Raw genomic sequence first — 17,886 nt, forward strand, 5'->3', positions numbered from 1 at the left:
CGGGCGCTTTGCGCCCAAAAAGGGACCGATTGTGCTCCTGTCGGCAGCGGTCCCGCCGGCACCGGGACATGAAAAAACCCGCCACAGGGGCGGGTTGGCGAGCGGTCGGCGCGGGCGCCGTCACTTGCTGCGCTGGCCCTCGGTCAGGGTGTCGAGCTGGAAGCGTCCGCTCTTGTCCCAGAGCCACACATCGGTGTAGGTGACCCGGCCCATGCGCACCGGCGCCGGGAACGGCGCGGCCGAGCGCACGGTGCGTTCGATCTCGCGCATCACGTCGGGCACATGGCTGGGGGCGCGCATCCAGCTCAGGTTGCGCACATTGCCCAGGTGGTCCACTTCCACCTGCAGCACGCCCACCGCATGCATCAGGGGCGGCAGCTGCCCCTTGTAGATGCGCTCGCTGTTGAGCTTGTAGATGTGCTGGGCGCCGTCCTTGCGGTATTCCAGCGGCGATGTGGCGTTGGACACCAGCTTGGGCTGTGGCGCCACCACGGCCGGCGGAGGCGGCGGCGGAGGTGGCGGGGGCGGCGGCGGCGCCGGGGGCAGGGGCGCGGCGCAGGAGGCCAGCAGCACGGCGGTGGCTGCCCCCAGCCAGCCCCAGGGGCGGCGAAGCGTCAGGGGCCGGGGAGCGGGAGGAATGTCGTTCATGGATGGGACCTCGCAGGGGCGGGGGAGGGGGCCGTCGGGCAATCGCTCGGCGCGCCGAAGTGTAGTTCCGAACCGGCTCCGCCTTGACGGAGTTATCACGCAAACCTGCGTCGCCAAACACGCCTTACCTCCAGACACAGATCTGTGGCCGACGAGCGCCAGGCCCGCTGCCGTTCGATAGCCCGGGTTCTTCCGTCTGTCGCCGTGGGGCCATGGCTTCTGCGGTACCCTCACCGGCATCCGTTTTGCACCCACCCGTTTCAGATTCACATCAGCATGAAAACCCAAGCCGCCGTCGCCTGGAAAGCCGGCCAACCCCTGTCCATCGAAACCGTCGACCTGCAGGGTCCGAAATTCGGGGAGGTGCTGGTCGAGATCAAGGCCACCGGCATCTGCCACACCGATTACTACACCCTCAGCGGCGCCGACCCCGAAGGCATCTTTCCGGCCATCCTGGGCCACGAGGGGGCCGGCATCGTGGTGGACGTGGGCCCCGGCGTGACCAGCCTGAAGAAGGGCGACCACGTCATCCCCCTCTACACGCCCGAATGCCGCCAGTGCAAGTTCTGCCTGAGCCGCAAGACCAACCTGTGCCAGCTCATCCGCGGCACCCAGGGCAAGGGCCTGATGCCCGACGCCACCAGCCGCTTCAGCATCGACGGACAGCCCATCTTCCACTACATGGGCACCAGCACCTTCAGCAACTACACGGTCGCCCCGGAGATCAGCCTGGCCAAGATCCGCGAGGACGCGCCGTTCGACAAGGTCTGCTACATCGGCTGCGGCGTCACCACCGGCATCGGCGCGGTGCTGTTCACCGCCAAGGTCGAGGCCGGCGCCACGGTGGCCGTGTTCGGCCTGGGCGGCATCGGCCTGAACGTGATCCAGGGCGCGAAGATGGTGGGTGCCGACAAGATCATCGGCATCGACATCAACCCGGCCCGCGAAGCCATGGCACGCCAGTTCGGCATGACGCATTTCGTCAACCCCAAGGAGGTGCCCAATGTGGTGGACGCCATCGTGCAGCTCACCGACGGCGGTGCCGACTACAGCTTCGAGTGCATCGGCAACACCCAGGTCATGCGCCAGGCGCTGGAGTGCACCCACAAGGGCTGGGGCCGCAGCATCATCATCGGCGTGGCCGAAGCCGGTGCCGAGATCAGCACCCGCCCGTTCCAGCTGGTCACCGGCCGCAAGTGGGAGGGCTCGGCCTTCGGCGGCGCGCGGGGCCGCACCGACGTGCCGAAGATCGTCGACTGGTACATGGACGGCAAGATCAACATCGACGACCTCATCACCCACAAGCTGCCGCTCTCGCGCATCAACGAAGGCTTCGAGCTGATGAAGCGCGGCGAGTCGATCCGCACCGTGGTCGAGTACTGATCGGGACCGCAGCGCCATGGCCGATCGACCGCGCCGCTTCGACCTGATCGCCTTCGACTGGGACGGCACGCTCTACGACAGCACCGCCGTGATTGCGCGCTGCATCCAGCGGGCGGTGGCCGACGTGGGGGGCACCGTGCCCACCGACGAGGCGGCGCGTTACGTGATCGGCATGGGCCTGATGCAGGCCCTGGCCCATGCGGCACCCGACGTGCCGCCCGAGCGCTACCCGCAGCTCGGCGAGCGGTATCGCCACCATTACATGGCGCACCAGAACGACCTGTCGCTGTTCGATGGCGTGCTGCCGCTGCTGCACGGCCTGCGCGAACGTCACCACTGGCTGGCGGTGGCCACCGGCAAGAGCCGGCGCGGTCTGGATGAAGTGCTGCACACGGTCGAGCTCAAGGGCATGTTCGACGGCTCGCGCACCGCTGACGAGACCGCCGGCAAGCCCCACCCGCGCATGCTGCACGAGCTGATGCGCGAGTTCGGTGTGGAGCCTGAGCGCACCCTCATGATCGGCGACACCACGCACGACCTGCAGATGGCGCTCAACGCCGGCTGCGCCAGCGTGGCCGTGAGCTACGGCGCGCACGAGCCCGCCACGTTTGCCGAGCTGCGGCCGCTGGCCGTGGCCCATTCGGTGGCCGAGCTGCAGCGCTGGCTGGACGACAACGCCTGACCCCTCGCACCATGACGCCCGCCGACGACCTGATCCCGCTGTGCAACAGCGCCGACCTGCAGGACGCAGGGCGTGCCGTGCCGTTCGACATCAACTACGCGGGCCAGACCTGCCGTGCCTTTGCCATCCGCTGGCAGGGCAGGGTCCACGCCTACCTGAACCGCTGCACCCATGTGGCCATGGAGCTGGACTGGCAGCCCGATCGCTTTTTCGACGATTCCGGCCAGTGGCTGCTGTGCGCCACCCACGGGGCCCACTACCGGCCCGACACCGGCGCCTGCCAGGGCGGGCCGTGCCGGGGCGGGCTGGTCAGGATCGAGCTGGTGGAAGACCGTGGGGTCGTTCACTGGCGGTCACAATACCCGTTCAAACCGGTGGAATTCTGAAACCCCGAGCCTGCAGGCGCCCACACATGAACGAACACGACCCCTTCCCCATGACGTCTCCCGGCAGCCTGGGTGATGCCGCCGACAAGGCCGCCCGGCCCGCGCCGGCGCCGGCATCCGCTGTGGCCGGCTGGGAGCGCGAGGCCATCGAAAAGCTGCTGTTCGCCAACCTGCGCGAGCAGCAGGCGGCCCGCCGCTGGCGCATGTTCTCGCGCCTGGTGTGGATGGTGCTGTTCGGCGCCCTGGTGTGGCTGATCTATTCGGCCGAGTCCAGCAGCAGCTCCAGCAGCGCACCGCACACGGCGGTCATCAACGTCAAGGGCGAGATCGCCGACGGCGCCGAGGCCAGTGCCGAGAACATCGTGGGCTCGCTCAAGTCCGCCTTCGAGGACAGCGGCTCCCAGGCCGTGGTGCTGCTGATCAATTCGCCCGGCGGCAGCCCGGTGCAGGCCGGCATCATCAACGACGAGATCACCCGCCTCAAGGCGCTGCACAACAAGAAGGTGTATGCCGTGGTGGAGGAAACCTGCGCCTCGGCGGCCTACTACATCGCGGCGGCCGCCGACGAGATCTATGTGGACAAGGCCAGCCTGGTGGGGAGCATCGGCGTGCTCATGGACGGCTTCGGCTTCACCGGCCTGATGGACAAGCTGGGCATCGAGCGCCGCCTCATGACCGCCGGCGCCAACAAGGGCATGCTCGATCCGTTCAGCCCGCAGGACGAGACCCAGCGCGCCTACATCCAGTCCATGCTGGGCGAGATCCACGCCCAGTTCATCGCGGTGGTCAAGAAAGGCCGTGGCGAGCGCCTGAAGGAAGGCCCAGACACCTTCAGCGGCCTGGTCTGGAGCGGCCAGCAGGCGGTGCAGCTGGGTCTGGCCGACGGCCTGGGCAACCTGGACTTCGTGGCCCGCGAGATCGTCAAGGCCGAGGACATCGTGGATTACACCCACCGCGAGAACGTGGGCCTTCGCCTGGCCAAGCGCTTCGGCGCCAGCGTGGGCGAAGGCCTGTTCCACGCCGCCCGTGCCGCCGGCGTGCAGCTGCGCTGATACGTCCGGATACGTCCGGGGCAGCAAGGGACACCCGGACTCCCTAAGATGCCGGGTTTTCCCTGATCTGGAGGACTTCCCCGCATGACGCCCATCCGCAAGGCCGTGTTCCCCGTCGGTGGTCTCGGCACCCGATTCCTGCCGGCCACCAAGGCCATCCCGAAGGAAATGTTGCCGGTGGTCGACAAGCCGCTGATGCAGTACGCCGTGGAAGAGGCCTACGCCGCCGGCATCCGGGAAATGATCTTCGTCACCGGCCGCAACAAGCGCGCCATCGAAGACCATTTCGACACCGCCTACGAGCTCGAAGCCGAGCTGGAGGCCGCCGGCAAGGGGGCGCTGCTGGAACTGGTGCATTCCATCAAGCCCGACGACATGGATGTGTTCTATGTGCGCCAGCCGCGCGCGCTGGGCCTGGGCCATGCGGTGCTGTGTGCCGAGCGTCTGGTTGGTGATCGGCCCTTTGCCGTGCTGCTGGCCGACGACCTCATGATGGGCCGCGACCAGCTCCAGGGCGGCCCCACCGTCCTGGGCCAGATGGTCGATGCCTTTGCGCGCAGCCCGGGCACCGTGCTGGCGGTGCAGGACGTGCCCCGGGCCGACACCCGCCGCTACGGCGTGGTCGATGTGCGCGGTGCATCGGCGCCGCTGGCCGAGGTGTTTGCCATGGTCGAAAAACCGCATCCGGACCAGGCGCCGTCGACGCTGGCGGTGGCCGGTCGCTACATCCTCACCCCGGCGGTGTTCGAGAGCATCCGCCGCCAGCCCCGCGGCGCCGGTGGCGAGATCCAGCTCACCGACGGCATTGCCGCGCTGATCGGCACCGAGAAGGTCCAGGCCTTCCGCTACGAAGGCCGCCGCTACGACTGCGGCAGCAAGGAAGGCTTTCTGGAAGCCACCATCGACCTGGCCCTGGCCAACCCCGACCTGTCCGCGTCGGTGCGCGCGCACCTGGCCAAGGTCATGGGCTGATCGGACGGCGGGATTCAGCCGCCCAGCATGAACACCGCCGGCAGGTTCAGCGGCAGGGCACCGGCCCAGCCAGGGTGCTGCCGCCAGTCGGCCACGGTGGCGCTGCGGATGGCCTGCGCCGGCAGGCCCAGCCCAGCCGCCACCGCCAGCCGGGTGCCGGGCTGCAGCGTCTGCACCAGCGCGGCCAGCAGCGCGGCGTTGCGGTAGGGCGTCTCGATCAGCAGCTGCGCCTGCTGCAGCTTCAGCGCGGTGTTCTCCAGCGCCTTCAGGCGCTGGGTGCGTTCGGCGGCGTCCTGCGGCACATAACCCACGAAGGCGAACTGCTGGCCGTTCAGGCCGCTGGCGGCCAGCGCCAGCATCAGCGACACCGGGCCGGTGAGCGGGCGCACCTCGATGCCCAGCGCATGTGCCGCGCGCACCACCGCGCTGCCCGGGTCGGCCACGGCCGGCATGCCGGCCTCGCTCACCAGGCCCATGTCGTGCCCCTGCAGGGCCGGGGCCAGCAGCGCGCGCGCGGCGCGGTCGAGTTCGGCGTCGGGCCGGTGGTCGCCCTTCTTGTGCGCGCTGCGGGGCAGTTCGCTGATCTGCTGAGCCTGCAGGGGCGCCGCCAGCGGGAGCACCGCATCGACCCGCTTGAGGAAGGCCCGGGTGGACTTGGCGTTCTCGCTGATCCAGTGGGTCAGGGTGCTGGCGCTGCGCAGCGTGGCGTCGGGCAGCCAGGCGGTGATCGGCAGGCTGCTGTCCACCCCGAAGTCCAGCGGCGTGGGCACCAGGAACAGGCGGCCCAGGCTCATGGCAGCACCATCCCGGCCGCACGCAGCAGCCGGCAGGTGCGGATGAGGGGCAGGCCGATCAGGGCGGTGGGGTCGTCGCTGTCGATGCGCTCCAGCAGCGCAATGCCCAGGCCCTCGCTGCGCGCGCTGCCGGCGCAGTCGTAGGGTTGTTCGGCGCGCAGGTAGCGTTCGATCTCGGCGTCCGAGAGATCGCGGAACACCGCCCGCACCTCGGCCAGATCGACCGCCTCGAAACCGGTGGCCTCGCAGACCACGGCCAGTGCGGTCTGGAACACCACGGTGTGTCCGCGCATGCGGCGCAGCTGGGTCACGGCCCGCTCATGGCTGCCCGGCTTGCCCAGCGGTTCGCCGGCCAGGTCGGCCACCTGATCGCTGCCGATCACCACCGCCTGCGGGTGCCGGTGGGCCACGGCGCGCGCTTTGGCCAAGGCCAGGCGCAGGGCCAGGTCACGCGGTGCTTCGCCGGGCAACGGGGTTTCATCGACCTCCGGCGCGGCCACCTCGAAGGGCAGGGCCAGCCGCTCCAGCAGTTCGCGCCGGTAGCGGGAGGTCGATCCGAGGATCAGCAGGCGTTCGGGCAAGGGGCCGCGCTGGAAGGGGGGAGTGGTTTCGGACAGTTCGGCTTTGCTCATGCCCTGCATTCTCCACCGCTCCACTACACTGCCGCCCCATGAACAAACCGACCCGCACCGTCTGGAACCCCGCCCGGCTGGACGCCGCCGCGTTCGCCCAGGCCGATGCCTCGCTGGAAGGGCAGACCGCCCTGGCCGAACTGGAGCGTCTGGTCGAAGACCTGCACCTGCCGGACGATGGACCGGTCCCGGGCCAGGTGGCGTGGGCGCTGCGCGGCGAGATGCGCGCGCCCCGCACCGGTCAGCAGCCCGATGTCTGGCTGCACCTGCAGGCCTCCGTCACCGTGCCCCTGACCTGCCAGCGTTGCCTGGGTCCGGTGGATGCATCCCTGGAGGTCGACCGCTGGTTCCGTTTCGTGGCCGACGAAGCCACGGCCGAGGCGCAGGACGACGACTGCGAGGAAGACCTGCTGGCCCTCGAACCCCGACCGGACATGCTGGCCGTGCTGGAGGACGAACTGCTCATGTCGCTGCCGCTGGTGCCGCTGCACGACACCTGCCCGGAGCCTGTCCCGCTGGGCGATCCTGCTCCTATCGTGGAAGCAGCCCCCGAGCGCCCCCACCCGTTTGCACAGCTGGCCCGGTTGCGCGGCAAAGGCCCCGATGGCGCGTCCTGAAGGGCGGGCCTGTACGGGGCCTTCCTTCGGGCTATAATGCTTGGCTTTGCGCCAGCCGGCGCGTGACCGCGTCGGTCAGCCCCCACCAACACACAGGAGCCCACCATGGCCGTCCAGCAGAACAAGAAGTCCCCCTCCAAGCGCGGCATGCACCGTTCGCACAACGCCCTGAACGTGCCGGGCATCGCTGTCGAGCCGACCACCGGCGAAACCCACCTGCGCCACCACATCAGCCCCAACGGCTTCTACCGTGGTCGCCAGGTCCTGAAGAACAAGTCCGAAGCCTGATTCCGGGCCTGAGCCGGTGCCGTCGCGCCTGCGCGCGGCGTCCGGCGGTCCGGCATACACGGGCCCGCATGCTGCATGCGGGTCTTTTTTTTGCAAGGGCGCTCGGCAGCGTCCACTCGGGATGTTGAGATGATCACCGTCGCTGTGGATTGCATGGGGGGAGACATCGGGCCGCAGGTCACGATGCCCGCCTGTGCTGCGTTTCTCGCCAGCCACCCTCAGGCCCGCCTGGTTCTGGTCGGCCCGCCCGATCTGGCCGCCGGCTGGCCGCAGCTGGCTCGGCACGAGCGGGTGGACTGGGTGACCGCCACCGAGGTCGTCACCATGGACGACCCGGTCGAAGTGGCCTTGCGGCGCAAGAAGGACTCCTCGATGCGGGTGGCCATCGAGCAGGTCAAGAAGGGACAGGCCCAGGCGGCCGTGTCGGCCGGCAACACCGGTGCCCTCATGGCGATCGCCCGCTACGTGCTCAAGACGCTGGACGGCATCGACCGCCCGGCCATTGCCACCCAGATGCCCAACGCCCGCGGAGGCGCCACCACGGTGCTCGACCTGGGGGCCAACGTCGACTGCAGCGCGGAGCACCTGCTGCAGTTTGCGGTCATGGGCTCGGCCCTGGTGGCGGCTGCCACCGGCAAGCCCGAGCCCTCGGTCGGCCTGCTCAATGTGGGCGAAGAGGTCATCAAGGGCAGCGAGACCATCAAGAAGGCCGGCCAGCTGCTGCGCGACGCGGCGCAGGCCGGTGATCTCAACTTCGTCGGCAACATCGAGGGCAACGACATCTTCAAGGGCACGACCGACATCGTGGTGTGCGACGGCTTTGTCGGCAACGTGGCGCTCAAGGCCAGCGAGGGGCTGGCCTCGATGATCGGCGGCTTCCTGCGCGAAGAGTTCTCCAGCAGCATCTGGCGCAAACTGGCTGCCATCGTGGCCTATCCGGTGCTTTCGTCGTTCAAGAAGCGGGTGGATCACCGCCGGTACAACGGCGCGGCCCTGCTCGGCCTGCAGGGTCTGGTGTTCAAGAGCCACGGGTCGGCCGACGCGTTTGCGTTCGAGCAGGCGCTGGTGCGCGCTTATGATGCCGCCCACCGCGGCATGCTGGACAACGTCCGCGACCGCATCGCCCGGGCCGCGCCCCTGCTGGCCCCTGATTCGGTGCCCGGCGCCCTGAAGAACATTCCGACGATCTGATGGCCAGCGGCGTCCGCCGCCCGGTCGATCCGCCGTCCTGAACCGACTGCAGTCCCATGACCCGTCATTCCCGCATCACCGGAACCGGCAGCTGTCTGCCTCCCCGTCGCCTGACCAACGCCGACATGGTCGACCTGCTGGCGGCACGGGGCGTGGAGACCAGCGACGACTGGATCGTGGAGCGCACCGGCATCCGCGCCCGCCATTTCGTGGCCGACGGCGTGTTCGCCAGCGACCTGGCCACCGAGGCCGCCCGACGCGCCATCGAGGCCGCCGGCACCGACCCGGCCGGCATCGACCTGATCATCGTGGCCACGTCCACCCCGGACATGGTCTTCCCGTCCACTGCCGCCATCGTCCAGCACAAGCTCGGGCTGGCGGGCTGTCCCGCCTTCGACGTGCAGGCGGTGTGCAGCGGCTTCGTGTACGCCCTGACCGTGGCCGACGCCATGATCCGCAGCGGTTCGGCCAGCAAGGCGCTGGTGATCGGCTCGGAAGTGTTTTCGCGCCTGCTCGATTTCAACGACCGCACCACCTGCGTGCTGTTCGGTGACGGCGCCGGCGCCGTCGTGCTGGAGGCCTCCGACACACCCGGCATCCTGGCCACCGACCTGCATGCCGATGGTCGCCACGTGGGCATCCTGTGCGTGCCCGGCCATGTGAATGGCGGCCAGATCCTGGGCGATCCGGTGCTCAAGATGGACGGCCAGGCGGTGTTCAAGCTGGCCGTCGGCGTGCTGGAAGAAGCTGCCCGCGCCGTGCTGGCCAAGGCCGGCCGGACCGAGGCCGACATCGACTGGCTCATCCCTCACCAGGCCAACATCCGCATCATGCAGAGCACGGCGCGCAAGCTCAAGCTGCCGATGGACAAGGTGGTGGTCACGGTGGACCAGCACGGCAACACCTCGGCTGCCTCCATCCCGCTGGCGCTGGACCACGCAGTGCGCGCCGGGCAGGTCAAGCCCGGCGACACGCTCATGCTCGAAGGCGTGGGCGGCGGCTTCACCTGGGGTGCGGTGCTGGTGGATTTCTGACCGTCCCGGCCACCCCTTCCATCTTTCTCGAACAACACCATGAGTTCCTTCGCATTTGTCTTTCCGGGTCAGGGCTCGCAGGCCGTGGGCATGCTGGACGCCTGGGGCGACCACCCCGTCGTGCGCGACACGCTCCAGGAGGCCTCCGAGGCCCTGGGCGAAGACATCGGCCGCCTGATCCATGAAGGTCCCAAGGAGGCCCTGGCGCTGACCACCAACACCCAGCCGGTCATGCTGGTCGCCGGTGTGGCCGCCTGGCGCGTGTGGCGCGCCGAAGGCGGCGCCATGCCGGCCGTGATGGCCGGCCACTCCCTGGGCGAGTACTCCGCCTGGGTGGCTGCCGGTGCGCTCACCCTGGCCCAGGCTGCGCCGCTGGTGCGCTTCCGTGCTGCCGCCATGCAGGAGGCCGTGCCGGTGGGCACCGGTGCCATGGCCGCCATCCTGGGCATGGATGCCGAGCGGGTGCGGGCCGGCTGCGCCGAGGCCCAGGCCAGTTTCGGTGCCGGCAGCGCCGAGGTGGTGGAAGCCGTCAACTTCAACGACCCGGCCCAGACCGTGATCGCCGGCAGCAAGGCCGCCGTGGAAAAGGCCTGCGAGGTGCTCAAGGCCAATGGCGCCAAACGGGCCTTGCCCCTGCCGGTGTCCGCCCCGTTCCACTCCAGCCTCATGAAGCCGGCGGCCGACCGGCTGCGCGAGCAGCTGGCGGCCACCGTGCTGGCCCCGGCCACGGTGCCGGTCATCAACAACATCGACGTGACCATCGAGACCGACGCCGACCGCATCCGCGACGCGCTCTACCGCCAGGCCTTCGGACCGGTGCGCTGGGTGGAATGCGTGCAGGCCATCAAGGCCCGGGGCGTGACGAGCATCGTGGAGTGCGGCCCGGGCAAGGTGCTGTCCGGCATGGTCAAGCGCATCGATGCCGAGCTCAACGGCTACGCCCTGTTCGATCCGGCCACGCTGGCCGACGTCAAGGCCGCCCTGGCCTGATTTCCGGAGACACCCCATGACCGATTCCGTCTTCAAGGGCCAGATCGCCCTGGTCACCGGCGCCTCGCGTGGCATCGGTGCCGCCATCGCCCATGAACTCGCCGCCCGCGGTCTGACCGTCATCGGCACCGCCACCACCGACGACGGCGCTGCCCGCATCGGTGCCGCCCTGGCCGCCGTGCCGGGTGCGGGCGCCGGCTCGCGTGGCGCCTGCCTGGACGTGAACGACGCCACCGCCGCCGAAGCGCTGATCGATGGCATCGTGCAGGCCCACGGCGCACTGCATGTGCTGGTCAACAACGCCGGCATCACCCGCGACACCCTGGCCATGCGCATGAAGGACGCCGACTGGGACGCCGTGCTCGACACCAACCTCAAGGCGGTGTTCCGCATGAGCCGCGCCGTCATGCGGCCCATGATGAAGCAGCGGTACGGCCGCATCATCAGCATCACCAGCGTGGTGGGCGCTTCCGGCAACCCGGGTCAGGCCAACTATGCGGCCGCCAAGGCCGGTGTGGCCGGCATGACCCGAGCCCTGGCCCGCGAGCTGGGCAGCCGCCACATCACCGTCAACTGCGTGGCCCCCGGCTTCATCGAGACCGACATGACGGCCTCGCTGCCCGAGGCGCAGCAGCAGGCCCTGCTGGGCCAGATCCCTCTGGGGCATCTGGGCAAGCCGGCCGATATCGCCCACGCGGTGGCCTACCTGGCCAGCCCGCAGGCGGGCTACATCACCGGTCAGGAACTGCACGTCAACGGCGGCATGTTCATGGCCTGACGCCACCCGGGCCGATGTCCGCCCGGCCACCGCGTCTGGGGAGAACTCTCTAGGCCCGGCTAAAATGGCGGACTGTATTTCAACCAACCCCCCGAGGGACATATGAGCGACATCGAAGCACGCGTCAAGAAAATCATCGCCGAGCAGCTTGGCGTGGAAGAAGGTCAGGTCACCAACGAGAAAGCCTTCGTGGCCGATCTGGGCGCCGACTCGCTCGACACGGTCGAACTGGTGATGGCGCTGGAAGACGAGTTCGGCATCGAGATCCCCGACGAAGACGCCGAGAAGATCACGACCGTGCAGAACGCCATCGACTACGCGCTGGCCCACCAGAAGGGCTGATCGCAGCATGAGCCGTCGCCGTGTCGTCGTGACCGGCCTGGGTTGCATCAGCCCCGTGGGCAACACGGTGGCCGATGCCTGGGCCAACCTCCTGGCCGGACAGTCCGGCATTGACCACATCACCAAGTTCGATGCCACGAACTTCGCGTGCCGGTTCGCCGGTGAGGTCAAGGGGTTCGATCTGGAGTCCTACATCGGGGCCAAGGAGGCCCGGACCATGGACACCTTCATCCACTACGGCATCGCAGCGGCCCATCAGGCCGTGATGGACGCCGGCCTGCCCACGGGCGAGGCGCTGGATGAAGAGACGGCCACGCGCATCGGCTGCATCATCGGATCGGGCATCGGCGGCCTGCCGCTGATCGAAGACACCCACACCGAACTGACGAACCGCGGCCCGCGCCGCATCTCGCCGTTCTTCGTGCCGGCCTCGATCATCAACATGATCTCCGGCCATGTGTCGATGCGGTTCGGCTTCAAGGGGCCCAACCTGGCGGTGGTCACCGCCTGCACGACCGGCCTGCACTGCATCGGCGAGGCGGCCCGCAAGATCGAATACGGCGACGCCGACGTGGTGGTGGCCGGTGGTGCCGAGGCCACGGTGTCCCCGCTGGGCATTGGTGGCTTCGCCGCCATGCGCGCCCTGTCCACCCGCAACGACGATCCCAAGACCGCCTCCCGCCCCTGGGACAAGGACCGGGACGGTTTCGTGCTGGGCGAGGGTGCCGGCGTGCTGGTGCTCGAGGAGTACGAACATGCCAAGGCGCGGGGCGCACGCATCTACGCCGAGCTCGCGGGCTACGGCATGAGCGCCGACGCCGGCCACATGACGGCACCCAACATGGACGGCCCCCGCCGGGCCATGCTCAATGCCCTGCGCAATGGCGGCGTGAATGCCGACGAGGTGAACTACCTCAACGCACACGGCACTTCCACCCCCCTGGGCGACGCCAACGAGACCCAGGCGATCAAGGCTGCGCTGGGCGACCACGCCCGCCGCATCGTGGTGAGCTCCACCAAGTCCATGACTGGCCACCTGCTGGGTGGTGCCGGCGGCATCGAGAGCGTGTTCACCGTGATGGCGGTGCACGACCAGAAGATCCCGCCCACCATCAACATCTTCAATCAGGACCCCGAGTGCGACCTGGACTACTGCGCCAACACAGCCCGTGATGCCCGGGTGGATGTGGCGGTGAAGAACAACTTCGGCTTCGGCGGTACCAACGGCACGCTGGTTTTCCGTCGGGTCTGACGACCTCGACCGCCCTCCCGATGCGCAGCGCCCCACCCGTGGACCACCCGGTGGGGCGTTGTGCCGTCTGGGCCTGGTGCGGCGCGAGCCTGGGGCTGGTGGTCATCATCTTGGCTGCCGACCGATTGAGCGCCTGGGCCCGGCACGCGGACCTGACGCCGGACCGGTGGACAGCCCTGCTGGCAGTCCTGACCCTGGTCTGGTGGGTGGCGGCGTGGCGGTCATGGCGACGGCAGCCCGAGGGCCTGCTGCGCTGGCAACCGGATCCGGTCGATCCCGCTGCATCGGGCTGGCGCTGGTGCCAGGGACCCGGCTCCGAACCGTGCCACGTGACGGGGGTGCTGGATCTGGGGTCACTCTGGCTCGTCCGTATCGTCGGCAACACGTCGAACGGTGTGCCGAGATGGATCTGGTTGGCGTCCAGAGCGGCTCCTGAGGGGTGGTCGGCCCTTCGCCGCGCCGTGTGGGCATCCCGGGGAAACCCTGATGCGGTTGATCGTTCGGTTATATTCCCGCGCGCATGACACCGGAAGACCACACCGCTCCGCCACCCCCTGACAGCGACGTCATGCTGGTGCAGCGCACCCTGGCGGGCGAGCAGCGTGCCTTCGAGCTGCTGGTCATCAAGTACCAGCGCCGGGTCGAGCGCCTGATCGGGCGCATGGTGCGCGATGTGGACCTGGTGGAGGACATCGCCCAGGAAACCTTCATCCGGGCCTACCGCGCGCTGGCCCAGTTCCGGGGCGATGCCCAGTTCTACACCTGGCTCTACCGGATCGCGGTCAACACCGCCAAGAAGCAACTGCTGGAGCTGAAACGCGACCCGCTGGTTTTCCCGTCCCAGCTCAAATCCGGCGACGACGATGAAACTTCCGGGCCCGAACGCGAACCAAGCCTGGGAATGGCCGACACCGAGACGCCCGATGCGGTGCTGGCCAGCAAGGAGATTGCCGAGGCGGTGAACGCCGTCATGGAGTCGCTGCCGGAAGAGTTGCGCATGGCCATCACCCTGCGGGAGATCGAGGGCATGAGTTACGAAGAGATCGCAGAAGCGCTGGACTGCCCGATCGGTACCGTCCGTTCCCGCATCTTCCGCGCACGAGAGGCCATTTCCGGGCGGATCAAGCCCATGCTGGAACGTCAGGGGGGCAAGCGCTGGTGACGGCGCGACCCCTGTCGAGGGACACACCATGAACGCAACGCCATTTCCCACGAACCGACCCGATGCTGTCACCGGGCGGGATGAACGTCTGTCCCTGCTGAGCGACGCACGCGCCGACGTTGCCGAGCTGGACCAGCTCATTGACGAGCTGGACGAGGAGGGGGTCGAGACGCTGCAGCGCTACGAGCTGATCGGCGAGATCCTTCGCAGCGGCATGCCGGCCCGGCGCTCGTGCACCGATCCCCATCACTTCCTTTCCCGGGTCCGCGCCGGCATGGCACAGGAGCCTGTGGCGGTGCCTGCCCGGCCGGTGGCACAGCCCGTGGTGGCCGCGCTGCCGGCGCGCCCGCCAGCCGCCAACGACGGCGTGTTCCGCTGGAAACTGGTGGCCGGATTCGCCTCGCTCGCGGCGGTCATGGCCGTGAGCTGGAACCTGCTGGGCACCGCGACGCCTGCGGGTGCACCTGGCGGTGCTGCCCCGGTGCTGGTGCAGGCTCCGTCGGGCCCGGCCGCCGAGGTCGATCCGCCGGAGGCCGTGCTGGTCATGACGCCGCAGGGCGCCGTGGTGCGCGACCCCCAGCTCGAGCAGCTGCTCAACGAACATCGCCAGTTCGGCGGCATGAACGCGCTGCAGGCGCCCACCGGCTTCCTGCGCAACGCCACCTACGACCGTGAAGGGCGCTGATCGGCCATGACCCAGATCGCTGTGTCCCAGGCTGTCCGTCGTCGGCTGTTCTCCGTGCCGCGCGCACGCGTGGCCCACCGCCATCCATGGCGCCACTGGGTGGCCGCTGCACTGACCGCCGTGGCGGCCGGCACCCTGGCGCCCGCCTGGGCCCAGGGATCGGCGGGCGCCGCGCAGGCCCCGGTGCGCAGCATCAACGAATGGCTCACCCGCATGCACGAGGCCTCCCGCATGCGGGCCTACACCGGCACGCTGGTGGTCACCGCCGGCGCCTCCATGTCGGCCTCGAAGATCTGGCACGTGTGCGACGGCACGCGGCAGATGGAGCGGGTCGACACCCTCACGGGGGAGCCGAGGACCACGCTGCGGCGCGACAACGAGGTCATCACCTTCATCCCCGAGTCGCGCACGGCGGTGGTGGAAAAACGCGAGTCGCTGGGCCTGTTCCCTGACATGCTTCGCACGCCGGAAAACCTCATTCCCGGGTTCTATTCGGTCCGTGAGCTGGGGCACCAGCGCGTCGCAGGCCATCTGGCCGACATGGTCGAGATCCTGCCCAAGGACGACCTGCGCTTCGGCTACCGGATCTGGTCCGAACAGGGCACCGGCCTGGTGGTCAAGCTGCAGACCCTTGGACCGCAGGGCGCGGTGCTGGAGCAGGTGGCCTTCACCGAGCTGCAGCTGGATGCGCCGGTGAGCATGGAGAAGCTGGCGGCCTCGATGAAGGACACCCGCGGCTACGAGGTGGTTCGTCCCGCCCTCAAGAAGACCACGCCGGAAGCCCAGGGCTGGCGTCTGAAGGAGCCGGTACCGGGTTTCAGTTCCATGAGCTGCCATGTGCGTGAGTCCGAAACCCCTGCCAAAGGCGGATCGGCGCCCATGCAGTGGGTGTTCTCCGACGGTCTGGCCTCGGTGTCGCTTTTCGTGGAGCCCTACGACCCGCGCCAGCACGTGCAGGAAAAAGCCGCCACCATGGGTGCCACCCAGTCGGTGAGCCGCCGTGTGGGGGAATACTGGGTCACGGCGCTGGGGGAAGTGCCTCGCGCCACACTCCAGCGCTTCACTCGATCACTGGAACGCGCCCGACCCTGACCGGACCGCTCCCGAGTGGCTTGCGGGCGGCCCTTCGCCTGTGCACACATCATGAGGAAGTCGATGAACCTGTCTGAACGTCGTTCTGCCCGTCGCCTGTTGCCGGTCCTGCTGGCCACGGCGGTCCTGTCGGCCGGCGGCACCGCCGCGCTGATGCACCACCAACCGGTACAGGCGCAGAGCGCTGTCGTGCGGGGTCTGCCCGATTTCACCGAACTGGTCGACATGGTCGGTCCGTCGGTGGTGAACATCCGCACCCTGGAGCGCCGTGATCCTTCCGCGGGCGCCACCAGCCCCGATGAGCAGATGCTCGAGTTCTTCCGCCGCTTCGGCATTCCGGTGCCGCCGGGCGCTGCACCGCGGGGTCCGCGCCAGGGCCAGGGTCAGCCGGAGGAGCGTCCGCGCGGCGTGGGATCCGGTTTCGTGCTCAGCGCCGACGGCCTGATCATGACCAATGCCCACGTGGTGGATGGCGCCGACGAGCTCATCGTCACCCTGCCCGACAAGCGCGAGTTCAAGGCCCGCGTGGTCGGCGCCGACAAGCGCACCGACGTGGCGGTGGTCAAGATCGAGGCCAGCGGTCTCTCGCCGGTGAAGATCGGCGACGTCAACCGGCTCCGGGTGGGGGAGTGGGTCATGGCCATCGGTTCGCCGTTCGGCCTCGAGAACACGGTCACCGCCGGCATCGTCAGCGCCAAGCAGCGCGACACCGGCGACTTCCTGCCCTTCATCCAGACCGATGTGGCCATCAACCCGGGCAACTCGGGCGGGCCGCTGATCAACATGCGCGGCGAGGTGATCGGCATCAACAGCCAGATCTATTCCCGCTCCGGCGGATTCCAGGGCATCTCGTTCGCCATTCCCATCGATGAAGCGGTGCGGGTGTCCGATCAGCTCCGGTCCAGCGGTCGCGTCACGCGCGGCCGCATCGGGGTGCAGATCGACCAGGTCAGCAAGGAAGTGGCCGAGTCCCTCGGGCTGGGTCAGCCCAAGGGTGCCCTGGTCAGGGGCGTGGAGCCCGACTCGCCGGCGGCACGCGCCGGCATCGAGCCGGGCGACATCATCCTGAAGTTCGATGGCAAGGAAGTCGAGAAGTCGGTCGACCTGCCCCGCATGGTGGGCAACACCAAGCCGGGCAGCCGCAGCAACGTCACGGTGCTGCGCCGGGGCAATCAGCGCGACCTGTCCATCACGGTGGCCGAGCTGGAGCCGGACCGTCCCGAGACCCGTGCGGCAGCGCCGGAGCCCAAGGCCGCACCGGTCACGCCGGCCCTGCAGAACCTGGGCCTCGCGCTGGCGGAACTGACGCCGGCCGAACGCAAGGAGCTGGGTCTCAAGGGCGGCGTCCGCATTGCGTCGGCCGATGGAGCCGCTGCCCGCGCCGGCCTGCGGGAAGGCGATGTGATACTGGCCATCGGCAACACCGAGGTGGCGTCGGCCAAGGAGGTGGAGGCGGTGATGGCGCGCATCGACAAGGCCCGGCCGGTGACGGTGCTGTTCCGTCGCGGCGACTGGGCCCAGTACGCGGTCATCCGGCCGCAGCGCTGACCGGCAGGCTGCAGGGGCAAATACCCCCGCAGCCTTTCTGGTTTTCCGGCCCATTCCATTCCTGGTGGCCGATTCACCACATGGGTTAATGACCCGATGGTCGGTAACAGGGAGCGCAATGTGAGCGATTGCTGACCTAATGGTCGAAAGACCGCCCGGTTATCGATAAAATCCAGGTCCATTGCGGACCATTCGGTGCATCACGCTGCAGTCCAACCCATGATGTGGAAGGCTGAGCGGGTGTCCACCGATCATCCACAGACGGTCTGCCAACGAGCGTCCCGTTCTGTGGATAAGCTGTAGATAAATCGCCCTGTTGCTGCCCTGCGACAAGGCGCTGCGAGGGGTTGGCGGCTGT

General features: G+C 68.8%; 20 protein-coding genes. 17 read left to right on the top strand and 3 right to left on the bottom strand.

Annotated features, from left to right (window positions below):
* Positions 1–120 precede the first annotated feature (120 nt).
* The gene (locus tag CAP38_RS01775) at positions 121–648 is read right to left on the bottom strand and encodes an energy transducer TonB (protein ID WP_086119160.1); all 528 of its coding nucleotides are present in this window, start codon (positions 646–648) and stop codon (positions 121–123) included.
* Positions 649–924: 276 nt separating this feature from the next.
* Here CAP38_RS01775 and CAP38_RS01780 point away from each other — a divergent pair, with 276 nt between their 5' ends.
* The 5 genes from CAP38_RS01780 (at position 925) to galU (ending at position 5,123) form a co-directional block, all read left to right on the top strand.
* Entirely contained in the window at positions 925–2,031 is a 1,107-nt protein-coding gene (locus CAP38_RS01780) for an S-(hydroxymethyl)glutathione dehydrogenase/class III alcohol dehydrogenase (RefSeq protein WP_086119161.1), read from the top strand.
* A gap of 16 nt (positions 2,032–2,047) precedes the next feature.
* Positions 2,048–2,713, top strand: coding sequence for an HAD family hydrolase (locus CAP38_RS01785; protein ID WP_086119162.1), 666 nt, complete (start codon positions 2,048–2,050; stop codon positions 2,711–2,713).
* 11 nt (positions 2,714–2,724) lie between these two features.
* Complete coding sequence (locus CAP38_RS01790) at positions 2,725–3,099, top strand: Rieske 2Fe-2S domain-containing protein (RefSeq protein WP_086119163.1); 375 nt, start codon at positions 2,725–2,727, stop codon at positions 3,097–3,099.
* 26 nt (positions 3,100–3,125) lie between these two features.
* On the top strand, positions 3,126–4,151 hold the full coding sequence (locus CAP38_RS01795; protein WP_086119164.1) for a S49 family peptidase: 1,026 nt from the start codon (positions 3,126–3,128) through the stop codon (positions 4,149–4,151).
* A gap of 84 nt (positions 4,152–4,235) precedes the next feature.
* Complete coding sequence (gene galU, locus CAP38_RS01800) at positions 4,236–5,123, top strand: UTP--glucose-1-phosphate uridylyltransferase GalU (protein ID WP_086119165.1); 888 nt, start codon at positions 4,236–4,238, stop codon at positions 5,121–5,123.
* Positions 5,124–5,137: 14 nt separating this feature from the next.
* On the opposite strand, the gene CAP38_RS01805 is transcribed toward galU, so the two are convergent.
* Together CAP38_RS01805 and CAP38_RS01810 are read right to left on the bottom strand one after the other, a co-directional pair.
* On the bottom strand, positions 5,138–5,917 hold the full coding sequence (locus CAP38_RS01805; protein WP_086119166.1) for an SAM-dependent methyltransferase: 780 nt from the start codon (positions 5,915–5,917) through the stop codon (positions 5,138–5,140).
* Positions 5,914–6,549: a Maf family nucleotide pyrophosphatase gene (locus tag CAP38_RS01810; protein ID WP_086119719.1), complete on the bottom strand. Its 636-nt coding sequence runs from the start codon at positions 6,547–6,549 to the stop codon at positions 5,914–5,916. The genes CAP38_RS01805 and CAP38_RS01810 overlap by 4 nt, the downstream gene beginning before the upstream one ends.
* Positions 6,550–6,587: 38 nt before the next feature.
* Between CAP38_RS01810 and CAP38_RS01815 the strand changes: the two genes are divergently transcribed.
* From CAP38_RS01815 to CAP38_RS01870, 12 genes are all read left to right on the top strand, one after another.
* Positions 6,588–7,166, top strand: coding sequence for a DUF177 domain-containing protein (locus tag CAP38_RS01815; protein ID WP_086119167.1), 579 nt, complete (start codon positions 6,588–6,590; stop codon positions 7,164–7,166).
* A 105-nt stretch (positions 7,167–7,271) separates the two neighbouring features.
* Positions 7,272–7,454 carry a 50S ribosomal protein L32 gene (gene rpmF / locus CAP38_RS01820; protein ID WP_005794249.1) on the top strand — a complete coding sequence of 61 codons (183 nt, stop codon included), beginning with the start codon at positions 7,272–7,274 and terminating at the stop codon, positions 7,452–7,454.
* Positions 7,455–7,583: 129 nt separating this feature from the next.
* Complete coding sequence (plsX, locus tag CAP38_RS01825) at positions 7,584–8,645, top strand: phosphate acyltransferase PlsX (RefSeq protein ID WP_086119168.1); 1,062 nt, start codon at positions 7,584–7,586, stop codon at positions 8,643–8,645.
* Positions 8,646–8,701: 56 nt separating this feature from the next.
* Positions 8,702–9,679, top strand: a complete 978-nt coding sequence (locus CAP38_RS01830) for a beta-ketoacyl-ACP synthase III (RefSeq protein ID WP_086119169.1) — start codon at positions 8,702–8,704, stop codon at positions 9,677–9,679.
* 39 nt (positions 9,680–9,718) lie between these two features.
* Positions 9,719–10,669: an ACP S-malonyltransferase gene (gene fabD / locus CAP38_RS01835; protein WP_086119170.1), complete on the top strand. Its 951-nt coding sequence runs from the start codon at positions 9,719–9,721 to the stop codon at positions 10,667–10,669.
* Positions 10,670–10,685: 16 nt separating this feature from the next.
* Positions 10,686–11,447: a 3-oxoacyl-ACP reductase FabG gene (gene fabG, locus CAP38_RS01840; protein ID WP_086119171.1), complete on the top strand. Its 762-nt coding sequence runs from the start codon at positions 10,686–10,688 to the stop codon at positions 11,445–11,447.
* Between the two features lie 102 nt (positions 11,448–11,549).
* A complete protein-coding gene (acpP, locus tag CAP38_RS01845) occupies positions 11,550–11,789 on the top strand; it encodes an acyl carrier protein (protein ID WP_086119172.1) in 240 nt (79 codons plus the stop codon).
* Positions 11,790–11,796: 7 nt separating this feature from the next.
* A complete protein-coding gene (fabF, locus tag CAP38_RS01850) occupies positions 11,797–13,041 on the top strand; it encodes a beta-ketoacyl-ACP synthase II (RefSeq protein ID WP_086119173.1) in 1,245 nt (414 codons plus the stop codon).
* A gap of 520 nt (positions 13,042–13,561) precedes the next feature.
* Positions 13,562–14,203 (top strand): RNA polymerase sigma factor RpoE, encoded by a 642-nt coding sequence (gene rpoE / locus CAP38_RS01855; protein ID WP_086119174.1) that lies wholly within the window; start codon positions 13,562–13,564, stop codon positions 14,201–14,203.
* Between the two features lie 28 nt (positions 14,204–14,231).
* Positions 14,232–14,888, top strand: a complete 657-nt coding sequence (locus CAP38_RS01860) for a sigma-E factor negative regulatory protein (RefSeq protein WP_086119175.1) — start codon at positions 14,232–14,234, stop codon at positions 14,886–14,888.
* Between the two features lie 6 nt (positions 14,889–14,894).
* Complete coding sequence (locus CAP38_RS01865) at positions 14,895–15,980, top strand: MucB/RseB C-terminal domain-containing protein (RefSeq protein WP_086119176.1); 1,086 nt, start codon at positions 14,895–14,897, stop codon at positions 15,978–15,980.
* Between the two features lie 63 nt (positions 15,981–16,043).
* Positions 16,044–17,528 (top strand): DegQ family serine endoprotease, encoded by a 1,485-nt coding sequence (locus CAP38_RS01870; protein WP_179188431.1) that lies wholly within the window; start codon positions 16,044–16,046, stop codon positions 17,526–17,528.
* Positions 17,529–17,886: the final 358 nt, after the last annotated feature.

It is taken from the genome of Hydrogenophaga sp. IBVHS2 (assembly GCF_002127215.1).
Lineage (GTDB): Bacteria > Pseudomonadota > Gammaproteobacteria > Burkholderiales > Burkholderiaceae_C > Hydrogenophaga.